Annotated in this window: 21 protein-coding genes; 9 read left to right on the top strand and 12 right to left on the bottom strand. The window is 65.8% G+C overall.

Annotated features, from left to right (window positions below; all coding sequences use genetic code 11):
- Positions 1-4: 4 nt before the first annotated feature.
- The 3 genes from GO986_RS00520 to GO986_RS00530 form a co-directional block, all read right to left on the bottom strand.
- Positions 5-1,006, bottom strand: a complete 1,002-nt coding sequence (locus GO986_RS00520; protein WP_157457279.1) for a Gfo/Idh/MocA family protein — start codon at positions 1,004-1,006, stop codon at positions 5-7.
- A 110-nt stretch (positions 1,007-1,116) separates the two neighbouring features.
- Complete coding sequence (cobA, locus tag GO986_RS00525; protein ID WP_157457280.1) at positions 1,117-2,622, bottom strand: uroporphyrinogen-III C-methyltransferase; 1,506 nt, start codon at positions 2,620-2,622, stop codon at positions 1,117-1,119.
- Positions 2,623-2,849: 227 nt separating this feature from the next.
- Positions 2,850-3,131: a hypothetical protein gene (locus GO986_RS00530; protein ID WP_157457281.1), complete on the bottom strand. Its 282-nt coding sequence runs from the start codon at positions 3,129-3,131 to the stop codon at positions 2,850-2,852.
- Between the two features lie 179 nt (positions 3,132-3,310).
- Here GO986_RS00530 and GO986_RS00535 point away from each other — a divergent pair, with 179 nt between their 5' ends.
- Positions 3,311-4,042 (top strand): GNAT family N-acetyltransferase, encoded by a 732-nt coding sequence (locus GO986_RS00535; protein WP_157457282.1) that lies wholly within the window; start codon positions 3,311-3,313, stop codon positions 4,040-4,042.
- A gap of 313 nt (positions 4,043-4,355) precedes the next feature.
- Here GO986_RS00535 and GO986_RS00540 read toward each other — a convergent pair whose 3' ends face one another.
- From GO986_RS00540 to GO986_RS00550, 3 genes are all read right to left on the bottom strand, one after another.
- Positions 4,356-5,279, bottom strand: a complete 924-nt coding sequence (locus tag GO986_RS00540; protein WP_369409049.1) for a P1 family peptidase — start codon at positions 5,277-5,279, stop codon at positions 4,356-4,358.
- Positions 5,280-5,337: 58 nt separating this feature from the next.
- The gene (locus tag GO986_RS00545) at positions 5,338-6,006 is read right to left on the bottom strand and encodes a response regulator transcription factor (RefSeq protein ID WP_157457284.1); all 669 of its coding nucleotides are present in this window, start codon (positions 6,004-6,006) and stop codon (positions 5,338-5,340) included.
- A gap of 191 nt (positions 6,007-6,197) precedes the next feature.
- Positions 6,198-6,470, bottom strand: a complete 273-nt coding sequence (locus GO986_RS00550) for a hypothetical protein (protein ID WP_157457285.1) — start codon at positions 6,468-6,470, stop codon at positions 6,198-6,200.
- A gap of 171 nt (positions 6,471-6,641) precedes the next feature.
- On the opposite strand from GO986_RS00550, the gene GO986_RS00555 reads away from it, so the two are divergent.
- From GO986_RS00555 to GO986_RS00570, 4 genes are all read left to right on the top strand, one after another.
- Positions 6,642-7,589, top strand: coding sequence for an alpha/beta fold hydrolase (locus GO986_RS00555; protein WP_157457286.1), 948 nt, complete (start codon positions 6,642-6,644; stop codon positions 7,587-7,589).
- Between the two features lie 64 nt (positions 7,590-7,653).
- Positions 7,654-8,691, top strand: a complete 1,038-nt coding sequence (locus tag GO986_RS00560) for a sugar phosphate nucleotidyltransferase (RefSeq protein ID WP_157457287.1) — start codon at positions 7,654-7,656, stop codon at positions 8,689-8,691.
- Between the two features lie 409 nt (positions 8,692-9,100).
- Positions 9,101-9,289, top strand: a complete 189-nt coding sequence (locus GO986_RS00565) for a hypothetical protein (protein WP_157457288.1) — start codon at positions 9,101-9,103, stop codon at positions 9,287-9,289.
- An 86-nt stretch (positions 9,290-9,375) separates the two neighbouring features.
- The gene (locus GO986_RS00570) at positions 9,376-10,104 is read left to right on the top strand and encodes a YebC/PmpR family DNA-binding transcriptional regulator (RefSeq protein ID WP_157457289.1); all 729 of its coding nucleotides are present in this window, start codon (positions 9,376-9,378) and stop codon (positions 10,102-10,104) included.
- 360 nt (positions 10,105-10,464) lie between these two features.
- On the opposite strand, the gene GO986_RS00575 is transcribed toward GO986_RS00570, so the two are convergent.
- Positions 10,465-11,970, bottom strand: coding sequence for an amidohydrolase (locus GO986_RS00575; RefSeq protein ID WP_157457290.1), 1,506 nt, complete (start codon positions 11,968-11,970; stop codon positions 10,465-10,467).
- 74 nt (positions 11,971-12,044) lie between these two features.
- Between GO986_RS00575 and GO986_RS00580 the strand changes: the two genes are divergently transcribed.
- The 4 genes from GO986_RS00580 (at position 12,045) to alaS (ending at position 18,242) form a co-directional block, all read left to right on the top strand.
- Positions 12,045-13,079 carry an AfsR/SARP family transcriptional regulator gene (locus GO986_RS00580; protein WP_157457291.1) on the top strand — a complete coding sequence of 345 codons (1,035 nt, stop codon included), beginning with the start codon at positions 12,045-12,047 and terminating at the stop codon, positions 13,077-13,079.
- A gap of 94 nt (positions 13,080-13,173) precedes the next feature.
- Positions 13,174-14,964 carry a peptidoglycan DD-metalloendopeptidase family protein gene (locus GO986_RS00585; protein ID WP_157457292.1) on the top strand — a complete coding sequence of 597 codons (1,791 nt, stop codon included), beginning with the start codon at positions 13,174-13,176 and terminating at the stop codon, positions 14,962-14,964.
- Positions 14,965-15,106: 142 nt separating this feature from the next.
- Positions 15,107-15,520, top strand: a complete 414-nt coding sequence (locus tag GO986_RS00590) for a hypothetical protein (RefSeq protein WP_157457293.1) — start codon at positions 15,107-15,109, stop codon at positions 15,518-15,520.
- Positions 15,521-15,569: 49 nt separating this feature from the next.
- Positions 15,570-18,242: an alanine--tRNA ligase gene (gene alaS, locus GO986_RS00595; protein WP_157457294.1), complete on the top strand. Its 2,673-nt coding sequence runs from the start codon at positions 15,570-15,572 to the stop codon at positions 18,240-18,242.
- Between the two features lie 327 nt (positions 18,243-18,569).
- On the opposite strand, the gene GO986_RS00600 is transcribed toward alaS, so the two are convergent.
- The 5 genes from GO986_RS00600 to GO986_RS00620 all read right to left on the bottom strand — a co-directional run bounded on the left by GO986_RS00600 (position 18,570) and on the right by GO986_RS00620 (position 25,711).
- Positions 18,570-19,046 carry a hypothetical protein gene (locus GO986_RS00600; protein WP_157457295.1) on the bottom strand — a complete coding sequence of 159 codons (477 nt, stop codon included), beginning with the start codon at positions 19,044-19,046 and terminating at the stop codon, positions 18,570-18,572.
- Between the two features lie 14 nt (positions 19,047-19,060).
- The gene (locus tag GO986_RS00605; protein WP_157457296.1) at positions 19,061-23,959 is read right to left on the bottom strand and encodes a DUF4132 domain-containing protein; all 4,899 of its coding nucleotides are present in this window, start codon (positions 23,957-23,959) and stop codon (positions 19,061-19,063) included.
- 2 nt (positions 23,960-23,961) lie between these two features.
- Complete coding sequence (locus GO986_RS00610; RefSeq protein ID WP_232337323.1) at positions 23,962-24,366, bottom strand: hypothetical protein; 405 nt, start codon at positions 24,364-24,366, stop codon at positions 23,962-23,964.
- A gap of 444 nt (positions 24,367-24,810) precedes the next feature.
- Entirely contained in the window at positions 24,811-25,218 is a 408-nt protein-coding gene (locus GO986_RS00615; RefSeq protein ID WP_232337324.1) for a hypothetical protein, read from the bottom strand.
- A 136-nt stretch (positions 25,219-25,354) separates the two neighbouring features.
- Positions 25,355-25,711 carry an MmcQ/YjbR family DNA-binding protein gene (locus tag GO986_RS00620; RefSeq protein ID WP_157457297.1) on the bottom strand — a complete coding sequence of 119 codons (357 nt, stop codon included), beginning with the start codon at positions 25,709-25,711 and terminating at the stop codon, positions 25,355-25,357.
- Between the last annotated feature and the right edge of the window lie 23 nt (positions 25,712-25,734).

Here is a 25,734-nt window from a genome sequence, read left to right on the forward strand (position 1 = left end):
CATTCTAGAGGCTGGGTAAGGCCACCCGCTGCCCGGTGCGCGCCGCCGCATACAGCGCGTCCAGCACGCGGGCGTGGGCCACCGCGTCGCTGGGCGGATAGAAGGGCGCCTCCTCGCCGCGCGCCGCACGCTGAAGGTGCGCCACCATATGGGCGTAGCCGTTGCTGGGGCCAAAGGTCTCCTCTCTGGCCTGTCCGTCCACCTCAATGTTCAGGGTCACCGGCGCCCGCGTGTGGCTGTCAAAGCCGCCCTGCACGCTCAGGGTGCCGCGGGTGCCAAGAACGCTCAGGCGCTGCGGGGCGGTGCCTGGCCAGTCGAAGGCGCAGTCAATGCTGGCCAGGGCCGAGCCGTACTCCAGCACGCCACTCAGGGCCAGGTCCACCCCCTGTTCGGGGCCGCCTGCCGTCCAGCGCGCCGAGGCCACCACCCCCGCCGGTTCGCCCAGCAGCAGCCGGGTCAGATTGACCGGATAGGTGCCCACGTCGTACAGCGCGCCGCCGCCCTGCGCCGCATGCCACCGGAAATCGCCGGGGTTGGTCAGGTGAAACCCGAAGGCGCCGCGCACCGCCCGCACCTCGCCCAGTTCGGTGGCGACGACCTCACGGATGCGCGTGATGTGCGGCTGAAAGCGGTAGGCAAACGCTTCGAGCAGGATGCGCCCGGACGCGGCGGCCACCTCAGCCAATGCCCCAGCCTCAGCGGCATTAAGGGTCAGCGGTTTCTCGGTCAGGGCGTGCTTGCCCGCTTGCAGCGCGGCCTGGGTCCAGGGGTGGTGGGCGTCATTGGGCAGGGGGTTGTAAATGGCGGCCACATCGGCCGCCACCACCTCGGCGTAGCCGCCGACCAGCGGCACGTTCCACTCCTGGGCAAAAGCCTGCGCGTGGGCGCTCTGGGGGTCACGCACGCCCAGCGCCGTGACCTCGCCCCCCGCCGCCCGAATGGCCGGAATCAGCGCCCGCGCAATCCGCGCCGCACCCAGAATGCCCCAGCGAAATGGTGTGGTCATGGGGGCAGTGTGGCATGGGGGCTATGGCGTGTGAACCGCCCCTGTCTTCCTCTCCGGTCTGCGCTTCAGGTCCTTTTGACTGCCTTCTCCTCTACCCCAGAGCCCACGCCCTACTCCCCGCCCACCACGTCCGCAGCGGCGTCGGCCAGCGCCTCCAACGTGGCTTCGCGGGCCACCGTCACCTGGGCAAATCCTGCGTCGCGCGCGGCGTCGGCGGTCTGTGGGCCCATCGCCGCCACCCGGAAATCGGTGCCGGCCAGGGCCGCCAGGTGCCGGGCCGCGCTGCCCGAGGCCAGGGTGACCACATCGGCAGCGCGCAGGCGGGCCAGGGTGCCGCCGTCCAGAGGGGCCGGTTCGGTGCGGTACAGCTCGGCACGCTGGTACTGGACGCCGCGCACACTCAGGCCGCGTTCCAGGTCATCCTCGGCCAGCTGACTGGTCAGGTGCAGGGCCGCCTCGCTGGGCTGGGCCGGGAGTTCGGCGGCCAGGTGGCGCGCGCCGGGGGTAGACGGCACAAAGTCCGCCCGCAGGCCCCGTTCGGCCAGCGAGCGGGCGGTGCTGGGGCCCACCGCCGCCAGCTTCACGCCAGCCAGGGCGCGGGCGTCCAGCCCCCGCGCCTCAAGCAGCTCAAACAGGGCGCGCACCGCCTGATTGCTGGTCAGCAGCAGCCAGCCCGAAAAGCCGTTCAGCAAGGCTCCGACCTGTTCGGGCGCGGTGCCCGGCGCAAAGCGGATGAGCGGCACTTCCAGCACCGCCGCGCCGCGCGCACGCAGCACATCTCCCAGGGCACTGGCGCCTTCGCGGGTGCGGGTCACGGCCACGGTCTTGCCAGTCAGGGGACCGCCAAAGCCGGGCGTCTGGTCAAACCAGCGCAGGGTCTCGCGCAGGCGCACGACCTCACCCACCACCGTGACGGCCGGGGCTTCCAGACCAGCCTCTCTCACCACGTCGGCAATAGTGGCCAGGGTGCCCGTCACCGCCCGCTGCTGCGGCGTGGTGCCCCACTGCACGGTGGCGGCCGGCGTCTGGGGGTCTCTTCCTGCCGCGATCAGGTCGGCGGCAATCTGGTCAAGGTTCCGCACGCCCATCAGCAGAATCAGGGTGTCTACCCCGGAGAGGCGTTCGTAGTGGGCGCCCCCCTCTTTGGTGTTGCCAGTCAGCACTGCGAAGGAACGCGCCGCTTCCCGGTGAGTGACAGGAATCCCCGCGTAAGCCGGCGCGGCAATCGCGCTGCTGACACCCGGCACGACCTCAAAGGGTACGCCAGCCGCTACACAGGCTTCGGCTTCCTCGCCGCCACGCCCGAAGACAAACACGTCGCCGCCCTTGAGGCGCGCCACCCGCTGACCACCGCCCTCCTGCGCTTTGGCCACCAGCAGCGCACTGATCTGCTCCTGGCTGATGTACTCGGAAAAGCCTTTCTTGCCCACATAGATGGTCTCGGCCTGGGGGCACCAGCGCAGCAGATCGGGATTGGCCAGATAGTCGAACAGCACGACATCCGCCTGGGCCAGCGCCTGCTGGCCGCGCAGCGTCAGCAGCCCTGGGTCACCTGGCCCTGCACCGATCAGGGACACGAATGCGCGGGACAGAGGAGCGGCAGGCAACTGGGTCATGGGCCCCAGGCTACTGGGACCAGGGCGGGACAGCGGCCCCCCAGTCCTGCTTTGGCGGCTTTCGCCGCTGCCGTCCGTTACCCTTATGGGTCGGGAAATCACCGATCTGCCTATTTCCCGCCCGGAACCTGTTGTGCTCTTTCCCGCCCTTCGGCGAAGCTCTTCAATTCTGCTGCACAGCCTACCGAGGCTGCACCGGTTTCACTCCAATTCAATCAGAGTCCAGATCAGTCAGCGGCTGACGCATGTTCCGACGGCCAGTCCAGATGATGCGCGGCCGTGTCGTGCAGACCCGCAAACCGCAGGTGACGCTGGCAGATAAACCACATCTCGTCGCGGTCGTTGGCCAGAATAAAGTAGGCGTCCGAGGACTCCGAGGGGTTGTAGACACCCAGCACCCGGTACGCGCGGTGGGGGTTAAACCCGCTGGACAGCGGCTTGGGCATGGGGGCGCGCGGGCCGTCCAGTTCGACGATGCGCACGAACAGGTGAGGATGGAAAGCGAGCATGACGTCATCCTCTACGGGCAGCGCGCCTCCAAAGGCGAGAAGCCACACAAGCTCAGCGCCCGCTTAAACCTGCCTGAAGCTTGTCCCAGGGCCAGATGAGCGGGCGCCGCTGCCCTCCTGACGCCGGCGACTCTCGGGCCCCCAGCGCAGGCCCCATCCGGTCACACTATCCTGGCACCATGCCGCTGCCCCCCGACGCCCTGGCCCGACTGGCACGCGCCGAAGCCCAGGCGCACCAGGCGGACATTCAGGCTGCTTTTGGGCCGCTGAGGGCCGCTTACGCCGGGCCAGGGCTGCCTCTGAATTCCGCCTGGCACGGCGGGGGCTTGTCCCTCACCAACGACGACCTGGCCGCGTTCGAGGCCTTTTGCGCTCTCCATGACCAGCTCCCGCTGATTCATCTGCTGTCGCCCGAGGTCATGCCGTCGCTGCCTCTCCTGCGGGCGCGGGGCTACCAGTGCTCGGGGCTGCTGCACGCTTACCTGCACGACCTGACCGACTTGCCCCCGCAGCCCACCCACACGCAGGAAACAGCCGACAGGCTGGGCTGGGCCGCCCTGTCGGCGCAGGGCTTTGGCGAGAGCAGCGCCACCGTCATGACTGTGGTGGCCCAGAATGCACAGACCCGCCTGTTTGTGGCCACGCGCGGTGGACAGCCCGCTGGCAGCGCTGCCCTAAAGGTCACAGACAATGTCGCCGCGCTTTTTGGCATGTCCACCCGGCCAGAAGCGCGGGGCCAGGGCGTGCAAACCGAACTGCTCTCGGCGCGGCTGCACGCGGCGGCGCTGGCTGGGGCGACCCTGGCCAGCGTATTCGTCACGCCCGGCACCCCCAGCGAACGCAATATTGGGCGCGCCGGTTTTCAGCTGGCCGGGGCACGGCTAAGCTTCACCCAATTTAGGGAGGCGTAAGTTCTGGGCCACACGGCCCAGGGGCCAGGCACTGCGGCCTCAGGTCGCCAGTTATTTGTGCAGTGAGCCCTGTTTTCCTTCTGTCTTCACCTGGAGGCCCGCGCTTGCAAACGGTGAAAGGGGATGCTGGCGCCACCACCTGCCTCAAGAAGTCCATCGGACCACCGCAGGCGAGGACGTTCCGCAGCACAGAGAGCAGACGGACGAGCATGACGCGGGCCACCCAGTTGCGTTCCCAGAACCGCACGACGCAGCCAGAATCGGTCTGGGCCGCGAACTAGAAAGCCGCTACCCGCATCATCCGACTTCTTGCTTAAGGCGCTCCTCGGCCCTCAAGCTGTGCCTGCCCCGACATCCGCACGGCGTCGCGCACCGCCGCACACACCGCCTCCTGCACCAGGGCGCCCAGCAACAGAGGGTCAGCCGAAGGCAAGGCGCAGCTGCTCATCATGAAGGCGCTGTCCCCATCCCAGAACGTATGGCTGGGATGAATCACGCGCGCCAGGGCCGCCTGCGCGGCGTCGGCCAGGCGGCGGCAGTCGGCTTTGGTCAGGGCGTGTTCGGTGACAACCGCCACCAGGGTGGTGCTCTCGACCTCGCCAGGAGTAAAGGCCACGGCGCCCGGCCCCACCCCAGGGCCAGCCAGCACCCGGCCCTGTTCATCCAGCACGTCGCCGATGGGATTCACGACCGCCAGGGCACCCACCCGCACACCATGCCGCGCCAGCAACACGCTCCCCAGGCCGCCCGGCACCGCCCCAGTGCCCAGATACTTGCCGGCGGTGGCCCCGGTCCCGGCCCCCACCAGGCCACGCTCCACCGGCCCGCTGTGGGCGGCTCGCGCGGCCAGTTCACCTTCCCGCTCGCCGGGGCGCACATCGGCGCGGCCCACCCCCAGGTCGTAGATCACAGCGGCGGGCACAATCGGCACCCGCGCCCAGGGGGTTTCGTGGCCGACGCCGCGTTCCTCCAGGACATGCACCACGCCGGCTGCCGCCGCCAGGCCATAAGCACTACCTCCAGTCAGCAGCAGGGCGTGAATGCGCTCCACCTTTTTTTCGGGGGCCAACAGGATGCCCTCGCGGGTGCCGGGGCTGGGGCCTAAAAAAGACGCCGAAGCCACAGCCCCGCCAGGCGGGCACAGCAGGACGGTGCAGCCGGTGCGGGCCTGGGCCTCGGTCCAGTGGCCCACCTGAAAACCGGGGATACCCGTCAAGGTGAGGTTGGGTGCCGTCACAGCCGTGAGGCGCCCCAACGCCAACCCGGAGCGCCCCCCTGGCCCTGCGGTTCTACTTTCAGGGCGTCTTCAGGGCGTAGCCGATGCCGCGCACCGTCCGAATGATGCCGTAGCCGTCTAGGTCACGCAGCTTGGCGCGCATGTTGGCCATATGCACGTCCACCACGTTGGAATTGCTGGGCAGTTCGCCGTTCCAGACCTCGCGCTCGATTTCCTGGCGGGAATACACGCGCCCTGGCTGGCGGGCCAGGAACGTCAGGAGGTCAAATTCCTTGGGCGAGAGGCGCACCTCATGGCCGTTGTAGTGGCACAGACGCTTTTGCGGGTGGATTTCCAGCGGGCCAATCGAAATCACCTCGCCGTGCTGCTGGTGACGCAGCTGCACCTTGACGCGGGCCACCAGTTCCTCGGGGTGAAAGGGCTTGGTCATGTAGTCGTCGGCGCCGGCTTCCAGCAGATTGACCTTGCGGTCCACGGCGTCCATGGCAGTCAGGATGATGATCGGCACACTGCTGGTCTTGCGCAGGCGCCGGGCAATCTCGGCGCCGTCAAAGTCGGGGAGGCCCAGGTCCAGAATCACGAGGTCGGGGCTGCTCTCACGGGCGCTGGTGAGACCAGTCACGCCATCAGGGGCGGCCAGCACCCGGTAGCCGGCTTGCTCCAGCTCGTACTGCACGACGCGGGTGATATCTGGATTGTCTTCAATAAGAAGGATGCGTTGCTCCATAGCTGCTGTCTTGTCTCCTGGGGTATCGGGGCCGGTAAGGGGGCTGAGGCCAGACCACAGCCAACGGCCGGGGCGGGCGCAGCGAAGATGCGTGGCGACACCTGTTTCCGGGACATGGTAGGCGCCGCGCGCCCCCAGTGGGACGCAGACGCGGTTTATAGACTCTTAACAGCTGAAAAGGAGCGGGGCCGCTAGGGCTGGGGCACCGACACGCTGTCCACCTGCACGCCGTAGCGCAGAAGCACCGTTTTCAGGCGCTGCATGGCGTTCAGGCCCCGCTCCCGCTCGCTGGGGTCAAACACCAGGGTCAGGCGGCCGGGCACGCCCGCGCGGGGTTCCTGGGCCTGCACCTGCAGGGGCCGGGCAAAGGCAGGGTCGTGCAGCAGGTCGCGCAGCACCCGCGTAAAGCCCAGATCGTCCAGGCCCTCCAGCACAAACGTGATGCCCAGCGGCTCGCCTTCCATACCCGGCAGGCTAGCGCACCAGGCCCGCAGAGCCTCCGGGGGCAAAGCCCACACCTCGACCCTCCCCCACCGCCTATGACCTCTAATCAGAGGGGCACTCTGGCCGGCCCTGCGGTCCGCTTCGGAGCAGTGACCCAGCCCCGCGCAGCCTGGCCGCCTACAATGGCGCGCATGACCGGTTCTCACGACGACACCCCCCAGAGCGCCGGCTCTGACGGGTGGGCCGAAAGCTACCTGGAGCACCTGAACGGCGCCGACCTGTACTTCGAGGTGGTGGGCGATCCTACCGGGCCCGACCCCACGGTAGTTTTTCTGCACGGCGGCCCTGGCTACAACAGCTACTCGTTTCAGGCGCTGTTTGGCGAGCGCCTGCGCGGCCCCGCTGTGTTTCTGGACCAGCGGGGCTGTGGGCGCAGCGGCCCGCTGGCCGACACGGAGCAGGGTGACGAGACCCTGACGCTGGACACGCTGGTGGGCGACCTTGAAGCCCTGCGCGACCACCTGGGCGCCGAGCGGCTGGTGCCGCTGGGCCACGGCTTTGGCGCCCTGATTGCGCTGGAATACGCGCGGCGCTACCCCACCCGGACCGAGCGGGCCGTGGTGGTCAACCCCTGGGTGCAGTTTCCAGAACTGGCCCTGACCCTGCTGGCCGAAGCCAGTGCCCGCCAGGGCGTCCCCCTGGATGACCCGGCCGAGAAGGCGCGCGCCCAGACCCCCGAGGGCTTTCACCCGGCGGTGGGCGGCGCGCGGGTGGAGGCGGCCTTTGCACTGCTGAACGCGCGCGACCTGCTGAATGCCCTGCAATTCAAGGACAGCGCCAGCCGCATGCACCTGGAATTTGCGGACGCCGAGAGCCAGCTGATGGGCGGCGGCGAGGTCGGGGACGCCCTGGTGGCGCAGGGCCTCTGGGAGTTTGAATACCCACCCTTTTTGCAAGAGATTCGCCGCCCGGTCTTCGTGATTGCTGGCGCGCACGACCGCACGAGCTATCCCGAGCAGGTGGCCTGGGTCAGCGACTTAACCGGCGGCGACGTGACCGTGCTGGACGCTGGCCATTACCCCTGGCTGGACGACGAGGACGCCTTTGCCGACGCGCTGGACGACGCGCTGCGCCGCTGAGCGCCGCACAGGGACGCTTTGCAATGGTTCTCACCGCCCGGCCCGTATACTCCAGCGTGATGTCATGAAAGGGCTTATTCTCGCCGCTGGGCGCGGCAGTCGTCTTCTTCCCATCAGCGCCACCCGCGCCAAGCATGCCGTTCCGGTGGCGGGCACCCCCATCATTGCCCGCGCCGTCCAGGCGCTGCGGGACGCCGGGGTGGACGACATCGGCATCGTCACCAGCCCCAGCAGCGAGACCGACCTGCGCGACGCCACCGCCAACAGCGGGCACCTGACCTTCATTCGCCAGAGTGAGGCGCTGGGCACCGGGCACGCCGTTCTGGCCGCACACGCCTTTTTAGAGCATCAGCCGACCCTGCTCTATCTGGGGGACAATCTCTTTCAGGACAACCTGACGCCCCTCATCACGACCCTGCGCGACGCCGACGCCGTCCTGGGGGTCAAGGAAGTGCCCAATCCGCAGGCCTACGGCGTAGCCGTGGTCAAAGGCGGGCGCCTCTTGCGCCTGGTTGAAAAGCCCCGGACACCAGAAAGTAACCTGGCGGCCTGCGGGGTGTTTGCCTTCCGGCCCGAGCTGCTGGAGCATGTGGCCGAATTGCCGCCCAGTGACCGGGGAGAAATCGAGTTTCCCCAGGCCCTGACCCGCCTGATGGCGGCGGGCGGCACCGTGCGCGCTGTGGAACTGGGCGGTTTCTGGTCGGACGCCGGCACGCCCGACGATCTGCTGGCGGCCAATACGCACTTTCTGAGCCAGCAGCGCCCGCGCCTGGACGGCCGCGCCGAGCGGAGCGTCCTGACCGGCAACGTGGTGATTGAAGCCGGCGCTGTGGTCGAGGACAGCGTGATTACGGGCCCCGTCTGGATAGGCCCGCACGCCCTGGTGCGCGGCGCCACCCTGGGCCCGTTCGTCAGTGTGGGCGCGCATGCCCGCGTGGACACGGCGCGGCTCCACGGCGCCCTGATCGATGAATTTGCCCGCGTGCTGCACCCCAGCCGTCCGCTCAGCCGGGTCCTGATTGGCCGTCACGCGCTGGTGACAGCCCCCAGCGAATCGGGCCTGCAAGTGGTGATGGGCGACCGCAGTATTGTGCGGGTGTAAGCCCAGCTGAGGAACCATTGAAAGACGCCCGGCGCGGAAGCAAAGAGGCTCTGGCCCCAAGGTGGACCTCACAGGGGCGGCCAGTCCCACCCTGGGGTCAAGGCCGCCCCTCAATTCCACTCCTGTTGCTGCACTCACCGGCGTCAGAACGGTTGAGGGTGACGACTGTTGGCTGCTCTGGCTTCTGCCGTTAGCTGCGTTGCGGTCAGGGGCAGACGTGGAGAGATGCTTCGTAGATTGAGCAGCAGTTTCAAGATGATGCCTATGGAATGGCTGGACTCGTTCCAGACCCAGAAAAACCCCACCTTCTATGAAAGAGAGGCAGGCTGTGACAGGCGAGGAGGCTGGATGTAAAGCCTGCGCCTCACAGCTCACACCGGCAGCGGGCCTAGAAAGCGTACTCTGACGTATGACACAACCAGAGGGAGCGGAAGGACCGGGACCAGCTGCCACGCCGGGCGGGCGCGGCGAGGTGCTGATTAGCGGACTGGACACTGGACCGCGCCCCGAGGAGCGGGCCAACCTGTCCCCCACCCAGGACCACGCGCGCTTTGTGCCGCCGCACCCCGCCCAGGAACCCACCGACGAGGACGGCTAGGCACTTCTACGCTAAACTGCCCCTTGCACGCGCCCCCGACCCTGAAGCCGAGCGGGCGCAGTTTTCACGCAAGGAGTGTTTGCAGCATGGCCGGTCACAGCAAATGGTCTCAGATTAAGCGCAAGAAAGGCGCCAACGACAGCAAGCGCAGCGCGATGTACTCCAAGCACATCCGCGCCATTCAGGCGGCCGTCCGCTCAGGCGGCACAGGCGACCCCGCCGGCAACTTAAGCCTGAAAAACGCCATCGCAGCGGCCAAAAGCGCCACGGTGCCGGTGGACAACATTGACAACGCCATCAAGCGCGCCGTGGGCGCAGGCGAGGGCGCGGCCGATTACAAGGACGTGACCTACGAGGGCTACGGCCCCGGCGGCACCGCCATCTTCATTGAGACGCTGACGGACAATGTAAACCGCACCGTGGCCGATATCCGCGCCGTCTTCAGCAAGCGCGGGGGCAGCCTGGGCACCAGCGGCAGCGTGGCCTGGCAATTCGAGAAAAAAGGCGTGCTTCTGCTGACCGACGCCAGCGAGGCCGCCCAGGAAAGTGCCATTGAACACGGCGCCGAGGACATCCAGGAAACCGAGGATGGCCTGGAGGTCAGCACTGGCCCCAATGACCTGTATGCCGTGCAGGACGCTTTGGTGGCCGCCGGCTTTACGGTGGACAACGCCCAGGTCGCCATGCTGCCTAGCAACACGGTGGCTGTGAACGGCGACGACGCCCGCAAGCTCCTTATCCTGATTGACGCTCTAGAAGACCTGGACGACGTGCAGAACGTCTACTCCAACGCGGAATTGCCCGAAGAGGAATAAAGGGTTGAAAGCCGGAGGGTGATGGACTTTGCTGCTCTCCATCACCCTTCGGCTTTTCATCCGAAAAGGGCGTCGGTTTGGGCCAAATTGGCCCTCTCGAACGTCTGTGAATAGGACAACCAGCGGCAAGAGGTCCAATGAACTTGAGGCGAAACTTACACCGCCATCAAGCCATGCGGCCTGCCAGCCAAGACACCTACAGCTCAGAGAAGTGCCGATGGACCCTCCTAGCGATCCTTCACCGCTCTGCTAGCCCATCACCGACTCCAGCGCCGAGAAAGTGGGCCACAGCCGAAACACATTTTTTTCCCAGTATTCTCCCAGGCCGCTGAAGCAGTTTTCCAGGACCACTCTTACCGTCTACAGGACCAGCGCCTGCGCGTGGCCACCCAGACGGTCCCAGAGCGTAAATGCGGCGCGGGCGCCGGGGCGGATGACGCCTTCATCTGCCCAGCCCGCCGCCAGGGCAGGGCCGCGCGTGTGGGCGCGCAGCACGTCCATTTCGGTCAGGGCCTCGGCGGGGGTCAGGCGCTCGCCCGCGTCGTCCACGCGGCTGATGGCCGCCGCAAAGTTGGCGCGGTAGTCGGGCGGGGCCACCGGGGCGTCACTGCCAAAAGCCAGCACCGCGCCCGCCGCCTGGAGGGATTTGAAGGCGTAACTGAGGCCCTGCAGCTGCGGCAGCAGGTCACGAATCATGGGCCCGTCAGCCTGAAGGTGAATAGGCTGCACGCTGGCCGTCAGGCCATGAAAGCGCGGCACGTCCGCTGGACGCAGGTGCTGGGCATGTTCGACCCGCAGCCGGACGCCCCGCTGCTCGGCCAGGGGCCGCAGGTGGTCGTAGGCGTCCAGCACCTCGGTGTTGGCCCGGTCCCCAATCGCGTGGGTCACCGGGGTCAGCCCCAGCTCCAGCGCCTCGCGCCCCACCTCCCGGATGAGGTCTGGGGAATCCAGCGGGATGCCTGTGCCCGAGCCGTCCGCATAACCTGGAGCGTGAAGCCAGGCCGTGCGGCTGCCCAGCGCGCCGTCGGCAAAAAACTTGACCCCGCCCCACTGAAACAGCCCGCCCGGCGTGCGCCGCAGCCCCAGGTCTCTGGCCAGGCCCAGGCGCCCGTGCGGCAGGCAGGCCCAGACGCGCAGCGGGAGGTCGCCGGCGTCGGCCAGCGCTTGCAGGGCGCGGGGAGCCTCGGGCGGCTCAAAGGCCATCGTGTGCGCGCTGACGTAGCCGCGCGCCGCCAGGTCGGCCGCACCGGCCCGCGCCGCCGCCAGATACTGCGCTTCTGTGGGCGCCGGAATCGCCGCCTCTACCAGTCCCGAGGCGTGTTCGAGCAGGCAACCCAGGGGCTGCACAATCCGGCCGTCCTCCGGGTCCGGCGTGCCGCCATGAATCCCGGCCGCCCGCAGCGCCGCCGAATTGGCCCACGACAGGTGGAGGTCGCGTGAATACAGCAGCACCGGATGGTAGGGGCTGACCTCGTCCAGCAGGGCCGCCGACGGGTACTCACTCAGCCCCAGTTCCGAGAGCAGAAAGCCGCCGCCCCGAATCCAGGTGCCCGGCGGCGTGGTCAGGGTGCGCTGCGCGAGCCGGGCCTGGACCTCGGCCACGCTGCGCGCGCCGTGCAGATTGAGCTGTTCCAGCGAGAAGCCGTAGGACACCAGATGAATGTGCGCCTCGGCCAGCCCTGGGGTCAGCAGCAGATCACGGTGATCCCGCACCTGGGCCTGTGGGGCCAGGGCGCGCACCTCCTCGCGCGTGCCCACTGCCAGGACCCGGCCGCCGCCCACCAGCACTGCCCCGGCTTCGGGGCACGGGTCATCCAGGGTCAAGGTGCGGGCGTGCAGAACAGTCAGGGGCGAAGGCAGAGTCATGCCCGGCAGGCTAAGGCATCGGCCAAGGTGGTGGGCGCTCCCGACCTGCCGTCATTTCGTAATAGACTCACGCCATGCCCCGCATCCTCGTGGTGGATGACGACGCCGCCATCCTCAAGCTTGTCAGCGTGATTTTGTCCCGCGCCGGGCACGAGGTGCGTACCAGCACCCACCCCGTCGAGGCCCTCGACCTCCTGAAAGTCTTTACCCCCGACCTCGTGATTAGCGACGTGGTGATGCCGTATATGACCGGCCTGGAATTCCTGGAAAAGGTGAGGGCCCATGAGCAGCTCTCGGCCATTCCCTTCATGCTGCTGTCCAGCCACGCCGAGCGCGGCGACGTGCGCCGGGGCATGAACCTGGGTGCCGACGACTACCTACCTAAACCTTTTACCCCACAGGACCTGACCACCGCCATTGACGCCCGCCTGAGGCGCGCCGGCCTGACCCTGCAAGGTGAAAGTGGGATGCAGGCCAAGGGCCTGGGCACCGCGCAGGTGGTCTGGAAGGGTGGCGCCGTGTCGTGGGTCAGCCGCAAGGCGCTGGAACTCTTCTTCTATCTGCTGGAACACAAGGAAGTGACCAGCTGGGAAGCCGCCGAGGCCCTGTGGCCCGAAAAGGACGAGGCCCGTGCCAGCAGCCTCTTTCACACGACCCTGCACCGCCTGCGCCGCAGCCTGAGCAATGAAGCCGTAGTCAGTGCCAACCGCCGCTACGCCCTGAACGCCGAACTCAACCCCGAGTACGATGTGCAGCGCTTTGAGCTCCTGGCCGCCCAGGCCGAACAGGGCAGTCTGGGGCTGGAGGAACTGCGCGAACTGGTGTCCCAGTACGGTCAGTTTCTGCCTGGCACCGACAGTCCCTGGGCCGACGATGTGCGCGCCCGCCTGGAGCAAAAGCAGCTGAGCCTGCTGGGCGTTGCGGCCCGCGCCGCCACCCTGGCTGGCCGTGACCGGGACGCCGCGCAATTTCACCAGCGCGCCCTGGCCATTGACCCCATGAGCGAGCCGGACTGGCAGGGCCTGGCCCGCGCTCTGGACACAATTGGCGATCCCCGCGCCCGCCTGGCCGCGCAGCGGGAAGCCTGGTGGGCGGTAGACCTGGACTGAGCCTAGAGGGGCCGCCGCGTGTCCGGCGGCCCCTGCTCATGTGCGGCATGCGACTTCTTTCCTCTGCGTTAGCTTGAATGAACCGGAGGTCAGTATGTTGACACGCGAACCCGCCCTCAGCGCCGACAGCGGCGCATCTGCCCCAAAACCACAAGCGCCTGCAAAACCCGCCGCTCTGAAAAAAGCGCCCAAAAAGTGGGAACGAACTTTTCTGGGCAAAGGCAAGGGCGTGCAGTTTCAGCTCCGCTTGGTTCGGGACGAAACAGGACACTTGCATGGACGCTACATGGCCAAGCCCGGCCAGGGCAGCGGCTGGCACGTTGAAGGCATCCTGCGCGAGGACAACACATTTGCCGTGAAAGGCACAGAGAACAACGCTGTTTTTGAGGGCCGCTTCAGTCCCGACGGCCGCAGAATCACCACCAGTTTCACCAATGAGACTGAAAGCGGCAAATTTCATGTCGAGAGCATGGCGATGGGGTTCGTGGTGATGCCAGCAGGGCTGGCTAGCACTGGGCAGCAGCTTTCATCTTCCACCCCCTCTACACAGCAGAGTAATGCACAAGGCGTTTCTATTGAAAAGGTGATCCAAGAGGTCCTTGGGCGACCCGTTGCCATAACAGGGGTGCAACTTACTCAAGAGGAAGTCGAGAAGGTCAAGGCTTATCTTAGGAAGCACGCCAAAGGGCTCGACTTTGGCGAGAATGCCTATACTTTCCCCGGAGCGCAGTCCGCCGCAGACGTGCCGTTTGAAGAGCGCAAAAAAATGTTCTTTAAGGTTGTTGCTATAGCTAAAGAATTAGGGGACCCATTTCCAGAACTTGTTGCTGCCCAGTGGTACGTAGAAACCGGGGCCGGAACATCCAATGCGGCACATGATAAAAATAATCTGTTCGGCATCATGAAGCCTGGGGGCATAACAGAAGGACTCAGAAGCTATGCTAATCCAGCCGAGAGCATTATATCCAGAATTCTAGTTCCTATAGCAAATCAGCATCACAAAGAATATCAAGATTACTACACTTCCGATTCTCTAAATAAATCTTTTCGAGCATACATGGAGAGGTATGCTCCTACCAGCATTCCACAGGCCACAGGTGGTGATCACGCTTACCCGCAGTCGATTTTGAATGTTTTAAGTGCGATGTATGGCGGTCAAGATAAGGCTAAGGCCATTATGGCCAGAGGCCCCTATGGCCGCATCTCTCAAACGCAAACATCAGTTGATGAGAGTACCCCCGATGAAGATTCGGGTCAATTTGCCAAAACGATATTCTGGCCAATGAAGAAATTCGATTACAATGATAGCTCTTTAGCCACAACAACGTTAGCCAAAAGGCTATCAGGTATGCGCAATAAAAACTATAAAGTGGGAGATAGGATGATCCCCACAGCTGAGTTTTCTGCCGACAGCCGAACAAACGATTATGCTGGTGGAGTAGGGTTTCACACAGGTTGGGATTTCAATTGGGGTTCTGGAAGTGATGATCGCGGAATGACGATCTACGCTATAGCAGATGGTCGGGTGGAGTTTGCCGGTGTCGGCGGCTTAGGACGCCAAATAGCCATCTACCATCCCCAACTGGGACTGTACAGTCGATACGGTCATTTGGAGAGCATAGACATAGAACCTGGCAAAACCGTTAGAGCTGGATCACCAATAGGAAAACTAGGCGGAAGCGGTAAATCTGGCGGCGTCTTAAAGACGAATATGTGGTTGCCACACTTGCACTTAGAGCTCCTCAAACCAAATAAGGGAACAGGCAAGAGAAGTGTGGAAGAGTTACGAGATTTTTGGGGAGGAGGCAATCTAAAATCAGTTCTTGAAAACTTTGAGGATCCTTATAAGATTTTGGTCAGTATGGGAGCGCAATATGTTAAATAGAACATCCCTATACTTTTTACCTCTTATACTTCTTCTGTCTGGTCAGTCTCAGGCGGAGTCTACAAATTCTATGCTCTCTAAAATACCTCAGTGTAAATATCTCAAATGTACCCATTCACCAGGGCAGCCATATTATGATCGGTTGAATGGCATAAATTACCTAGTCAGTCCATTCCTTCTATCAGATGGAGTTTCATCCAGAGAGCTCAAAAATCTTGAAATATATCAAAATGACTCTAAGATTGTAGGATTCAGGTATACCTTCTGGGAATATGATGCGAAGCTCTCATCAAATGAGAGGGAGATAATCAGACATCTTCTTAATAACTTATCTATTAAACAAAACGATATGTCAGCCTTCAACGACTTGAAGTATCTTCCTAATAAGAAAGCAAATTTTATAAAATACTATGATTTATCAGATAAATATAAGGTTAGTATTGCAATTGACTTCAAATTAGATGATGGAGAGGTGATAACACACGTCATCAAAGGCAGCGATGGCAGACCAGAGAGACGTATATATCCTGTTTCATTTACTGTGCTTCCAAAATAACTTTACTTTGGGGAGAGAAGTTTCTCAGCAGGCAGCTATACTCTCCCCCATGCCCTCTTCCCTCTCCACCGCCCAGATTCGGGAAAAGTACCTCCAGTTTTTCGAGAGTAAGGGGCACCTGCGCCTGCCCAGCTACTCCACCATTGCCCCCGACCCCACCACCCTATTCACAGTGGCCGGCATGCAGCCCTTCAAAGAGCAGTTCATGGGCGCACCGGCTGTCTTTGACGGCGTGGCCAGCAAGCGCGTGACCACGGCGCAGAAATGTCTGCGCATTGGTGACATCGAGAACGTGGGGCGGACCCTGCGCCACTGCTCGCTGCTGGAGATGCTGGGCAACTTCAGCTTTGGGGACTACTTCAAACGCGAGGCCCTGACCTGGGCCTGGGAGTTTCTGACTAGCCCCGAGTGGATGGGCCTGGACCCTGAGAAACTGCACGCCACCATCTACCAGGATGACGAGGAAGCCTTCGCCATCTGGACGCAGGAGATTGGGCTGCCGCCTGAACGGATTCTGCGGTTTGACGCGGACGAGAATTTCTGGCCAGCGGACGCGCCCAAGGAAGGGCCCAACGGTCCCTGCGGGCCGTGCAGTGAAATCTTCTATGACCGTGGCCATAAATACGGCGAGGACAGCTGGGCTGACTATGCTGAGACCCGCGAGAGCGCCCGCTTTCTGGAAATCTGGAACTGCGTCTTTCCTCAGTACGACCGCCAGGAACCGCTGCCCGACGGTACGCCCGTCCTGAAAGACCTGCCGTTTAAGAACATTGATACTGGCATGGGCCTGGAGCGTATTGCGACCGTCGTGCAGGACGTGTACGACTTCTATAGCAACGACGTCTTTGCGCCGATGGTGGCCAAAGTCGTGGAACTCAGCGGCCAGCCCTATGAAGGGCCGCAGAACGTGTCTCACCGCGTGGTGGCCGAGCACATCCGTTCGGTCAGCATGGTGATTGCCGACGGCTCTGTGCCCAGCAACACTGGGCGCGGGTATGTGGTGCGCAAGATTCTGCGCCGCGCCTCCCGTCATGCCTACCTGCTGGGGCTGCGTGAACCCAGCCTCTACAAACTGGTGCCCCTGGTTGTGGACAAGATGGGCGGCGCCTACCCGGAACTCAAGGACAACCAGGCCAAAATTGAGGCCACCATCCGCGCTGAGGAAGAACGCTTCCTCAAGACGCTGGAGGGCGGGATTCAGCGGCTGGGCGGCCTGCTGTCGGGCATGCAGAAGGGCGCCACGCTGTCTGGCGAGGACGCCTTCCTGCTCTATGACACCTACGGCTTTCCCGTGGACCTGACCAAAGAAATTGCCGAGGAATACGGCATCACGGTGGACGAAGCCAGTTACGCCGAGAGCCTGGAAAATGCCCAGAACATTGCCCGCGCGGGCAGCAAATACGGTAAATCAGAGTTGTTTGGGGCCAATCAGGAAGCCCTGGATGGCCTCTCGCCCACCCAGTTCGTGGGCTACGACGACCTGCAAGCCGAAGGGGAAGTGATGGCCCTGGTCGGTGCGGGCGAGCGCCTGGAGCATCTGAGCGCGGGCAGCGAGGCCACCGTCGTGCTGTCGCGCACGCCCTTCTACGCCGAGGGCGGCGGTGAGGTGGGCGACACGGGCCGCCTGGAATGGGCCGGTGGCGCCGGGTTGGTGCGCGACACCCGTAAAACGCCCCAGGGCGTCTTCCTGCATGATGTGCTGGTAGAAGAGGGTGAGCTGCGCGAAGGCGTCACCGTGCGCGGCGCCGTGTCCGGAGAGCGGCAGGCCATTCAGCGCCACCACACCGCCACACACCTGCTGCACGCTGCGCTGCGGGCCGTGCTGGGCAGCGGCGTGGCGCAAAAAGGCTCGCTGGTGGCCGCCGACCGTCTGCGGTTTGATTTCTCGCATGGGGCGGCCCTGACCGCTGAGGAGGTTGCTGCCGTGGAATTGCTCGTCAGCCGCTGGATCAGCGCCAACTTCACGGTGACCTGGCAGGAGATGCCCATTGCCCAGGCCAAAGCCGCCGGTGCCACCGCCCTCTTCGGTGAGAAGTACGGCGAGACTGTGCGCGTGGTCAGCGTGGACGGCGACGTGAACTACGGCGGCCAGCCGGTCAGCAGCAAGGAGCTGTGCGGCGGCGCCCATGTGCGCCGGACGGGCGATATCGGCGCGTTTGTGCTGCTGAGCGACGAGAACGTGGCGGGTGGGGTGCGCCGCATCGAGGCCCTGGCTGGCGAGGCCGCCACCACCTGGCTGCGTGAGCGCCTGAACAGCGCCGCGAAGGTCGCGGGGCTGCTGAATACCAGCGCCGATGGGCTGGAAGGCCGCGTCACAGGCCTGCAAACCCAGCTGAAGGCCGCTGAGAAGGACATGGCGGCCCTGCGGCGCCAGCTGGCCGAGGCCCAGATGGGCGGTGGGGGCAGCGCAGCCCAGACCCGCGAGCTGGGCGGCTTTCAGGTTGCGGCGCTGAAGCTGGCGGGCATTGAAGGCAACGAACTGCGCGGCGCCGCCGACAAGCTGCTGGACCAGAGCGGCGCCGACCTCGTGGTGGTGGCGGGAGACAAGGGTCTGGTCGTGAAGGCGACCAAAGACGCCGTCACGCGCGGCGCCCACGCCGGGCAGCTGATTGGCAAGCTGGCGGCGGCGGGCGGCGGCAAGGGCGGAGGGCGCCCCGACATGGCTCAGGCAGGCATTACGGACGCCGACGCAGCGCTAGGGGCCCTCGACACCGCGTTTTAAAGGTGCAGGTGAGAGAGGGGCAGAGGCAGAGGTCTCCGCCCCTCTCCTGTGGAGAGAAGGAGGGCACGGTCTGCGCCTCCAGAACACACCATCCATCTGTGCTCTTTTTCGCTCTGCCGCGAAGCTCCTGGGGTCTGCGGCGCCGCTCTCCAACCCCGTTTGGATTTCACCGGGCATTCTGCCTGAGGATGAGCCGAGGGCGCCCAGAAGAAAAATCCTAGAGCCAAGTTGAGCTTTGTCGCCCAATGACCCTCAGGCGAGCAGAGCTGCAAAGCGGCGTGGCAGACCTACAGCTGGTCAGCGGTTGATATGGATAACTGCACCTTCCTACCAACCACTTAATGCAACGCTACTCTCGCTCTCTGGGCGCAGCAGTTGCACGCGGAAGCCCCGGTGCTCCTCATAGGACGGCAGGCCACGGCGCGAGGGCGAGGTCAGCCACTCGCGCTTCAGGGTCAGGAGATGCAAGTTGAGGCGCACCACCTCGCAGACCTCGTGGAACTCCAGGTCGGCCTCAGCGGTGCGCTCGAAATAGGTCATGCCTGACCACAGGTGCAGGCGGTCCCCCTGACGGATCACCTGCCCTTCCTCGCGCAGATTGACACCCCGGCCGGGGAGCAGGGCCAGCACAGCCGTCAGAAACTCGGGCGAGTCCTGAAGCCAGCCGCCATGAAAGAAGCGGGTGACGGCCTGCAGGGCGGCGTCAGGGCCATCGGCCCGGAGCTGCACCTGCGCCTGAACCCCGCCGAAGGGCTGCGGCTTTAGCCCATAGTGCACAAGCCGCAGCCCGGTGAGGACAGGCACAGGCAACTGCGTCCTCACCGCAACTGTTCCAGAATCGTGGGGTCCTGAATCTTGCGGTCCTCGGCCAGCAGCAGCACCTTGCTGACCACTTCGGCGGTCCGGGGGTCGGGGTCGGCAAAGGGCAGGAAGAGACGGCCCTGCGCGTGGTTGTGGACCGGCACGATGCACAGGAACCCGCCCGGCTGCCGGTGAACGGTGCCGCTGCCCAGATGCACCGTGTACCGCGAGTGGTGGCCGTCAATCAGCGCGTGGTCGTGCTCCAGGCGCACGTTCCCCAGTTTGAGCAGGCGCAGGGTCTCGCGCAGCAGGGCCGCCCGCATGGCGGTGGTGCTCTGGCTGGCTTCCGGGTCCACGCCGCCCACATGGGCCACGCTGACCACCAGGTCGAGGTCACGCAGCGTTTCGCTCAGGAGGCGCGGCGGCACCTGCGCCAGCGGCAGGGCCTCTAACCCGTCGCGTGTGGTGAAGTAGACGGCCCGCAGTTCGGCGCCCTCGACCTCATTGGGGGTGCCGGAGCCCACGCTGGTGTCCACCCAGACATTCAGGCCCTCGGCATGCCAGGTTTTGCGCACGCCTTCCTCATGGACGGTGACCCAGCCGCGCGATTTAAACAGCGCGGCGGCCTTGCCTGGCTGCACATGATGGCCGCTGTAACGGGTGCTGCGCGCCGCGCCCTGTTCTGCGGCCGTGAGGGGATAATACTCACGGAACGCCTGCTTGAACGGCTGAGCCAGCCCCCGCGTCATGACCTCCTGCTGGAGCTGCGGCCACTGCCCCCCCACATACAGGTCATGCGGGTGGGCCAGGCGCAGGGCCTGGTCACCGATGGGCACCGGGCCGCCCAGGGTGTCCAGCGTATCGCCCGTCCACCAGCCCAGCTGGCTTTCATTGAGCACCCACAGCAGCGAGTGCAGCATGGGCGCTATCACTGGATGCCGGGCCAGGTCGTGCAGCTCGCTGTTCTGAAAGTGGTCCCCGCGCACCATCGCCTCTTCCAGGGCGGCGCGCATGCGCTTCTGGGCCGCGCCCAGTTCGCCCACCGCCTCGCGGATGGCCACCACAGCTGGCAATTTCTTGAGGGCAGGCGGCAGGGTTTTCAGGACTTTCTCGCCGCGCCGCACGGTCAGGCTGGCGTCGCCGGCGTCGGTCAGGGCAATGCCCACCGTCACGCCGCCCTCGGTGACGGTCTGCGCCCAGTCGGGGGCGGTGCGGGCTTCCATCGCCCACATCAAGCGCTGGGGATCGGCGTACCCTGCGGTGCGGGCCAGGTTCTGCAGGCCGATGTCGGCGGCCAGGCGCTCGCTGGCCTGCTTCTGGGCGCCCCACTGCCGGGCTTCCCGGCGAAAATCGGCCAGCAGGCGGTAACGGGCTTCCAGGTCCCTGCTGCGCTTGGCCGGCCCCCGACCCAGCGGCAACAGCCCCAGGGCACGCACGGCGTCCTGATTGCGCTTCTCGCGGATACGAGTGACCAGTTCATCCCTGTCCAGTTCGCCCAGCAGCGCGCGGGCAAACAGTTCGGCGCGTTTGTGGCCGCCGCTGCTGGAGGCATATTTGGCTGCGTCCAGCAGGGTATGAAACCGCGCCTTCCCCAGCGTGCGGTGCATGCGGTGAAACCAGGCCACGTCCACCGCGCCGCCCATCAGGTCAGTGGCCGACAGTGGGGTGCGCTCGGCGATCTCGGCCTCCCAGCCTTCGCGGATGTCCTGGGGCACGCTCCAGTTCGTGTCGCGGGTGTGGGCATGCAGCCAGTACACGCCGTCCCGCAGGCCCTTCCAGCCCAGCACGTCGGCGACCAGCGGCGCCCACTGCGGAGCAAACATGGCCAGGTCCAGCAGCCGGGCCTCGCCCACCCCGAACGTCCTGACCTCGCGGGCAAAGGCGGCGGGGGTGTCGGCCGGCGCCGGAAACGACACCCGGACGAGGTGGCTGAACGTCACGTCACGGCTCTCGCTGCGGCCCTGATAGCCGCGCCGCAGGGGATTTTTACCGAGCGCTGCCAGCAGGCGCAGGGTCAGGGCCGCGCCCGTGACCTGGCCGAGGGCCAGGGCCGCCGGAGTGGCGGCCGTTTCCAGGTCGCCGCGCGCCAGTTCCACATCTAGCACCCGGGCGCGCACGTCATCCACCGCCGCGCGCCAGTCGGGGTGAGTGGGCACGTCATCCCGCAGGCGGGGGCGCGTGGCGGCGGCCAGGTCGCCAAAGTCATGGCCGTAGTAATAGCCGCTGCGCTGAGGCCGCGGCCCAATCAGCGCGTCCAGCAGGTCGGCGCGGCCTGCCCAGCCGTGTTCGTAGGCCCGCACCAGCAGCGGGGTCGAGGGCCGCTGAAGGGGCAGGTGCGCGAAGGCGCGGCCCTCGTGCAGGGTCAGGTCCCAGGCGCGGCGCAGCTGTGCTGGCGTGGCGGCCTCCAGCTGGGCCCAGGCCGGGCGCAGGGGCGCAAACCAGTCACGCGGGTCATCGCTGCGCCAGGAATACCGGGGGTCGGTCAGCAGCCCAACGTCGGCGGGCAGCCCACTCAGGGCTGTGGCCCAGGCGTCCAGGCTCAGGTCAAGGTCGGCGGGCGTACTGAACCCGGCGCGCAGGTAGCCCACGACGGCCCTCACGCGGTCCATGTGCTCCAGCCGCAGCGGCACCAGTGGCCCCAGCGTGCGGTCAATCGTCTGGCGGCGCAGGGCTTCCCTGACGCCGGCCACCTGGGCGGCCTGGGCACGCTCCTCCTCGTCGGTGTCGTCTTCCAGCGCCTCGGCCAGTTCCTCGGGGGACAGGTCCACGTCCTGCGCCAGTTCCTCGGCCAGCGTGTACAGTTCGGCGTCCAGCTCGGCTTCGGTGGTGTCCTCCCGCGCCACGAAATGACTCAGCGCCCAGGCCATGCGCGTCAGGTCCCCGTCCTGCGGGTCAGGCCGGGTCTGCCACCAACCATTCCAGAGGTCGGCCAGGGGCATGGGCTGGTCGGCGCGCGGGCGCAGCAGGCCGCCGCGCACATTGCCCAGCAGCAGCGTCTGCTCGCCGTCCCAGCCAATGCCCGTCAGCGGGGTCTCGCGGTGCGTCTCGATCAGGGCGTTCAGACTGCGCAGGAGCCCGGCGCCGCGCGCCACCTCTGGGACAAAGTCGTGGGCGGCCGGCACTGGCGCCACCGCGCGGCTCAGGTCGGCTGGATCAAACAGGCCCAGGCCACCCTCCAGCGTGGGTTGAGCCCCCGGTTCGGTCAGGGCAGCCAGGAGGGTTTCCTCGGCCACATTTTTCGGCTGAAACCCGTCGGGCACCTCGCCGCCCACTGCCTGAAGCAGTTGCAGCCCGGCCTGGCGCTGCTCGGTGTTGCTGCCGGCCAGCAGGGCCAGGGCGCTGCTGGCCCCCAGGTCAGGGTCGGTGGCCAGCAGGCGAATCAGGCCCCGGCGCAGGTCAGCGCTGCGGCGGCGCAGGAGGGTATGCAGCACCTCAACCTCCTGCGGCTCTGGGGTCAGCTGCCCCATGACCTGCACGGCCTCCTGCGACACGCCGCTCTGGCGGTCTTGCAGCAGGGTCAGCAGCAGGTCGCGGGTGGGGGCGTCTAACTGCTGAGGCGTGTTGCCGTGCCGCTCGCGCAAGCGCCCGAGCACGCCCAGACGGCCGTCACTGCTCATGTGGGTCAGGTACGGGGCCAGGTCTGCCACCGGCTGGTCACCCAGCACCCTGGGCAAACTGTTCATCGCTTCGGCGCGGTCCGGTACGTGCCCCAGCCAGGGAAACAGCAGCGGGTCATGCCGGCTCTCGGTGGGCAGGCGCCCGGCATAGGCCGCAAACTCCTCCAGAGAAAAAGGCTGTGCCTCGCGGGTCCAGGGGCTGACGCGCCCCCCAGCCAGGGCCGCCAGCCGCAGGTCCGGGTCCTCCAGCAGGGCGCTCAGGTCGCCTCCTTGCAGGGCGTCAGCGGCCAGCAGGAACTGGGCGGCGGCCATGCGGCGCTCTGGGGCGGGGTCGGCCAACAGGGGGCGGGCCAGCGCCGCGGCCCCAATGGCGTCCCGCATGGCCAGGGTGAACAGGGCCAGGTAGGCTTCTGCGCCGCTGCCGCTAGTCACGGCCGTCCGGGCCGACGCTGAATCCTCCAGGTAACCCAGGGCCGTTGTCAGGTGGGCGCGCACCGCCTTCAGATCGGTCACATCGTAATTCAGGCCAAACCATACGCAGGCGGCGCGCAGGGTCGCGGCAAAGCGCAGCAGGTCTTCAGCCAGAATCAGGCGCAGCATCTGCGTCAGGGCTTCGGGGCTGGCCTCGTCCACCGTTTCCAGAATCACCTGCCGCAGCCCTTCCTGGCGCTGGGCGGCCAGCAGCAGGCCCTCGGCCAGGGCCCAGGCATCCGGTCGGGTGCCCGAGAGCAGCGCCAGCGGCACGTGCCGCCCCATGCGGGCCACCGGATGCTGGGTGCTGGCCGTGTCGCGCAGAATCTGGAAAATATCCTCGTGCCCGTCGCTGACCGCCTGACCCAGCAGCAGCCCCAGTTCCCGGCTCTGCCAGGGACTCAGCAGGCCCGCATGCACCGCAAACCAGTCCAGCGGCTGCGGATAGTCGCGCGTGACCTGCCAGGTGCTCCACAGCCAGTTCCAGGCCCTCGCGGCCATGCGGCGGTCACCGGGGGCGCGAAAGGCGCGGCGGCTGTAGCCCTCAGTGTAGGGGTGGCGGGTCAGGAGCGCCTCTACGGTGCGGCGCGCGACTTCGGGAAACTGCGGGAAGAAGACAGCGGCCAGCGCCTGCCGCGTGGCCTCGTCGCTGCCGTGCAGCAGGTCGGTCAGGGCGGCTTCACGGGCCTGATGAGCGGCCTGGTCACCACTGCCCTTCAGTTCAGCACGAATCAGGGTGGCCTGTTCGTCAGGCAGCGTTCGCAGACGGACCATGAAGTCGGCCTGCCAGGGGCCCTCGAAACCGCGCAGATAGTCGTGAACGTCCATCCTCAGCCCCCGGCCAGCGCAGTCAGGCGGACCAGCAGCAGCGTGCTGTCGGGGCGCAAGGTCAGCGGGGCCTGCAGCGACTCCAGCTGCTCCTCATCGAGAAACACGTAATACAGGCCGTCTCCGAACGCTGTCAGGGCGGTGCGCACAGCGTCCTCGGGGGTTACAGTGCCGCCCGGTGCCTGCGGGGCCACCGCCACCCGGCCGCCCAGCGCGCCTTCTGTCAGGTCGCGTTCGGTCAGTACGCGCAGCACGCCCACCTGCTCCTGACGCTCGTGGTACGCGGCGACCTCGGCATGAACCAGATGGGTCAGCAGGCTCTGGAGGGTCTGTGGCCCCGCCGGAACCTCCAGCGGGCGGCGTTCAAAGGGGGTGCGGCGGCCAACAATCTTGGTCTCGACAATCATGGGAACCTCAGAGGCAGGGAACGTGGCGAATTTCACCTTCCAGCATAGCCTCAATTTATGAATATGTAAATAGCAGAATAAGAGGCGCCGTTCTGCCCCAAGTCAAGCTGCCTCAAAGAGATCGAGACGGCAAATCAAGCGGCTAGGGCGTGTAGGCCAAGGGGTTAGTCCCCCATGAATCTAGGCCGGTCGAACGTGGCCTTCACGACTAGGCGTCTGGCCTCACGCCCACTGAGATTGCACGTGGCAGCGACGGAGGCAGCTAATTCCATACATCCCCACCCGATCTCGCCCCACAACTTTTGAATAGCAACGTCCCTTGAGTAGCCCGCGTCTAGCAGAGCACGCAGCTCGCCATCAAGGCGTGGATTTCTCCAAGATGTGCGGTACACAGACATACCCACAGCGTAACCGCCTTCTGCACAACACCTTTGCCTACACGCCCTAGCCCGGCTTCACGGCGTCCAGCACCAGACTGATAAAGCCCAATGGTCCTTCGCCCCATCGCCACGCGGCGTTGCGGTGTTCCAGCTGATGGCTGCGGTCAACCGGGCCGTCCTCGGGGTCCCAGGCCCGTCGGTGAAACGTTCCCGGCGCGTCCCACCAATCCAGGGGACGGAGCTCAAACCCTGCCCCGGCAAAGACGGGGCCAAAGGTCTCCAGCGTGTACAGAACGTGGTGGTCATGGGCGAGGCCAGGATCACCCACCCCCACCAGCGCCCGGTACGCAGGGTCAGGGTAGCCGCCGTCCAGCACTGCCACCCGCAAGTGCCGCCCGGCTTCAGGTATCCGAACACCAGCGGCGCGGCCTGCTCGCCTTCTGACAACATAAGTGTTCCCAGACGTGTTCACACAGGAAAGCGTCGGCCCTGGCGTCCCAAAAAACTGGGCGAAGGTCTGGGGTCTCAGGAGGTCCAGCTCGGGCGGCTGGGTGGCCCCCAGCCGGACCAGCGCTGCTCGCCGGCCCCCAAGAGGACGCGCAGCCGCGTCACAGACCCAGCTCGGCGCGCTGGACGCGGGTCAGGCCGCCCACCACCAGGGCGTGGCTGCCGGCTAACAACTCTTGGACCAGCGCTGCGGGCACCCGGCCGTCCAGCGTCACCGTGACCCAGTGGCGCTTATTGAGGTGATAGCCGGGAGCAATGGCCTCATGGGCAGCGCGCAGGTCCTCGCCGTGTTCGGGGCGCACCTTGACCGACAGGGTCAGCGGCTCGGCCTGAATGTCGGTCAGGGCGTACATCTTGCTGCCCACCTTGAACACCAGGGTCGTGGCGTCAAAGGGAAAGGTTTCCTGCGAGCCGGGCAGCGCGGCGCAGGCGGCACGCAGGTCAGCGATAGACAGCATGCCCCAGCGTAAGGCAGAGGCAC

It is taken from the genome of Deinococcus arboris, assembly GCF_009755355.1.
GTDB lineage: Bacteria > Deinococcota > Deinococci > Deinococcales > Deinococcaceae > Deinococcus > Deinococcus betulae.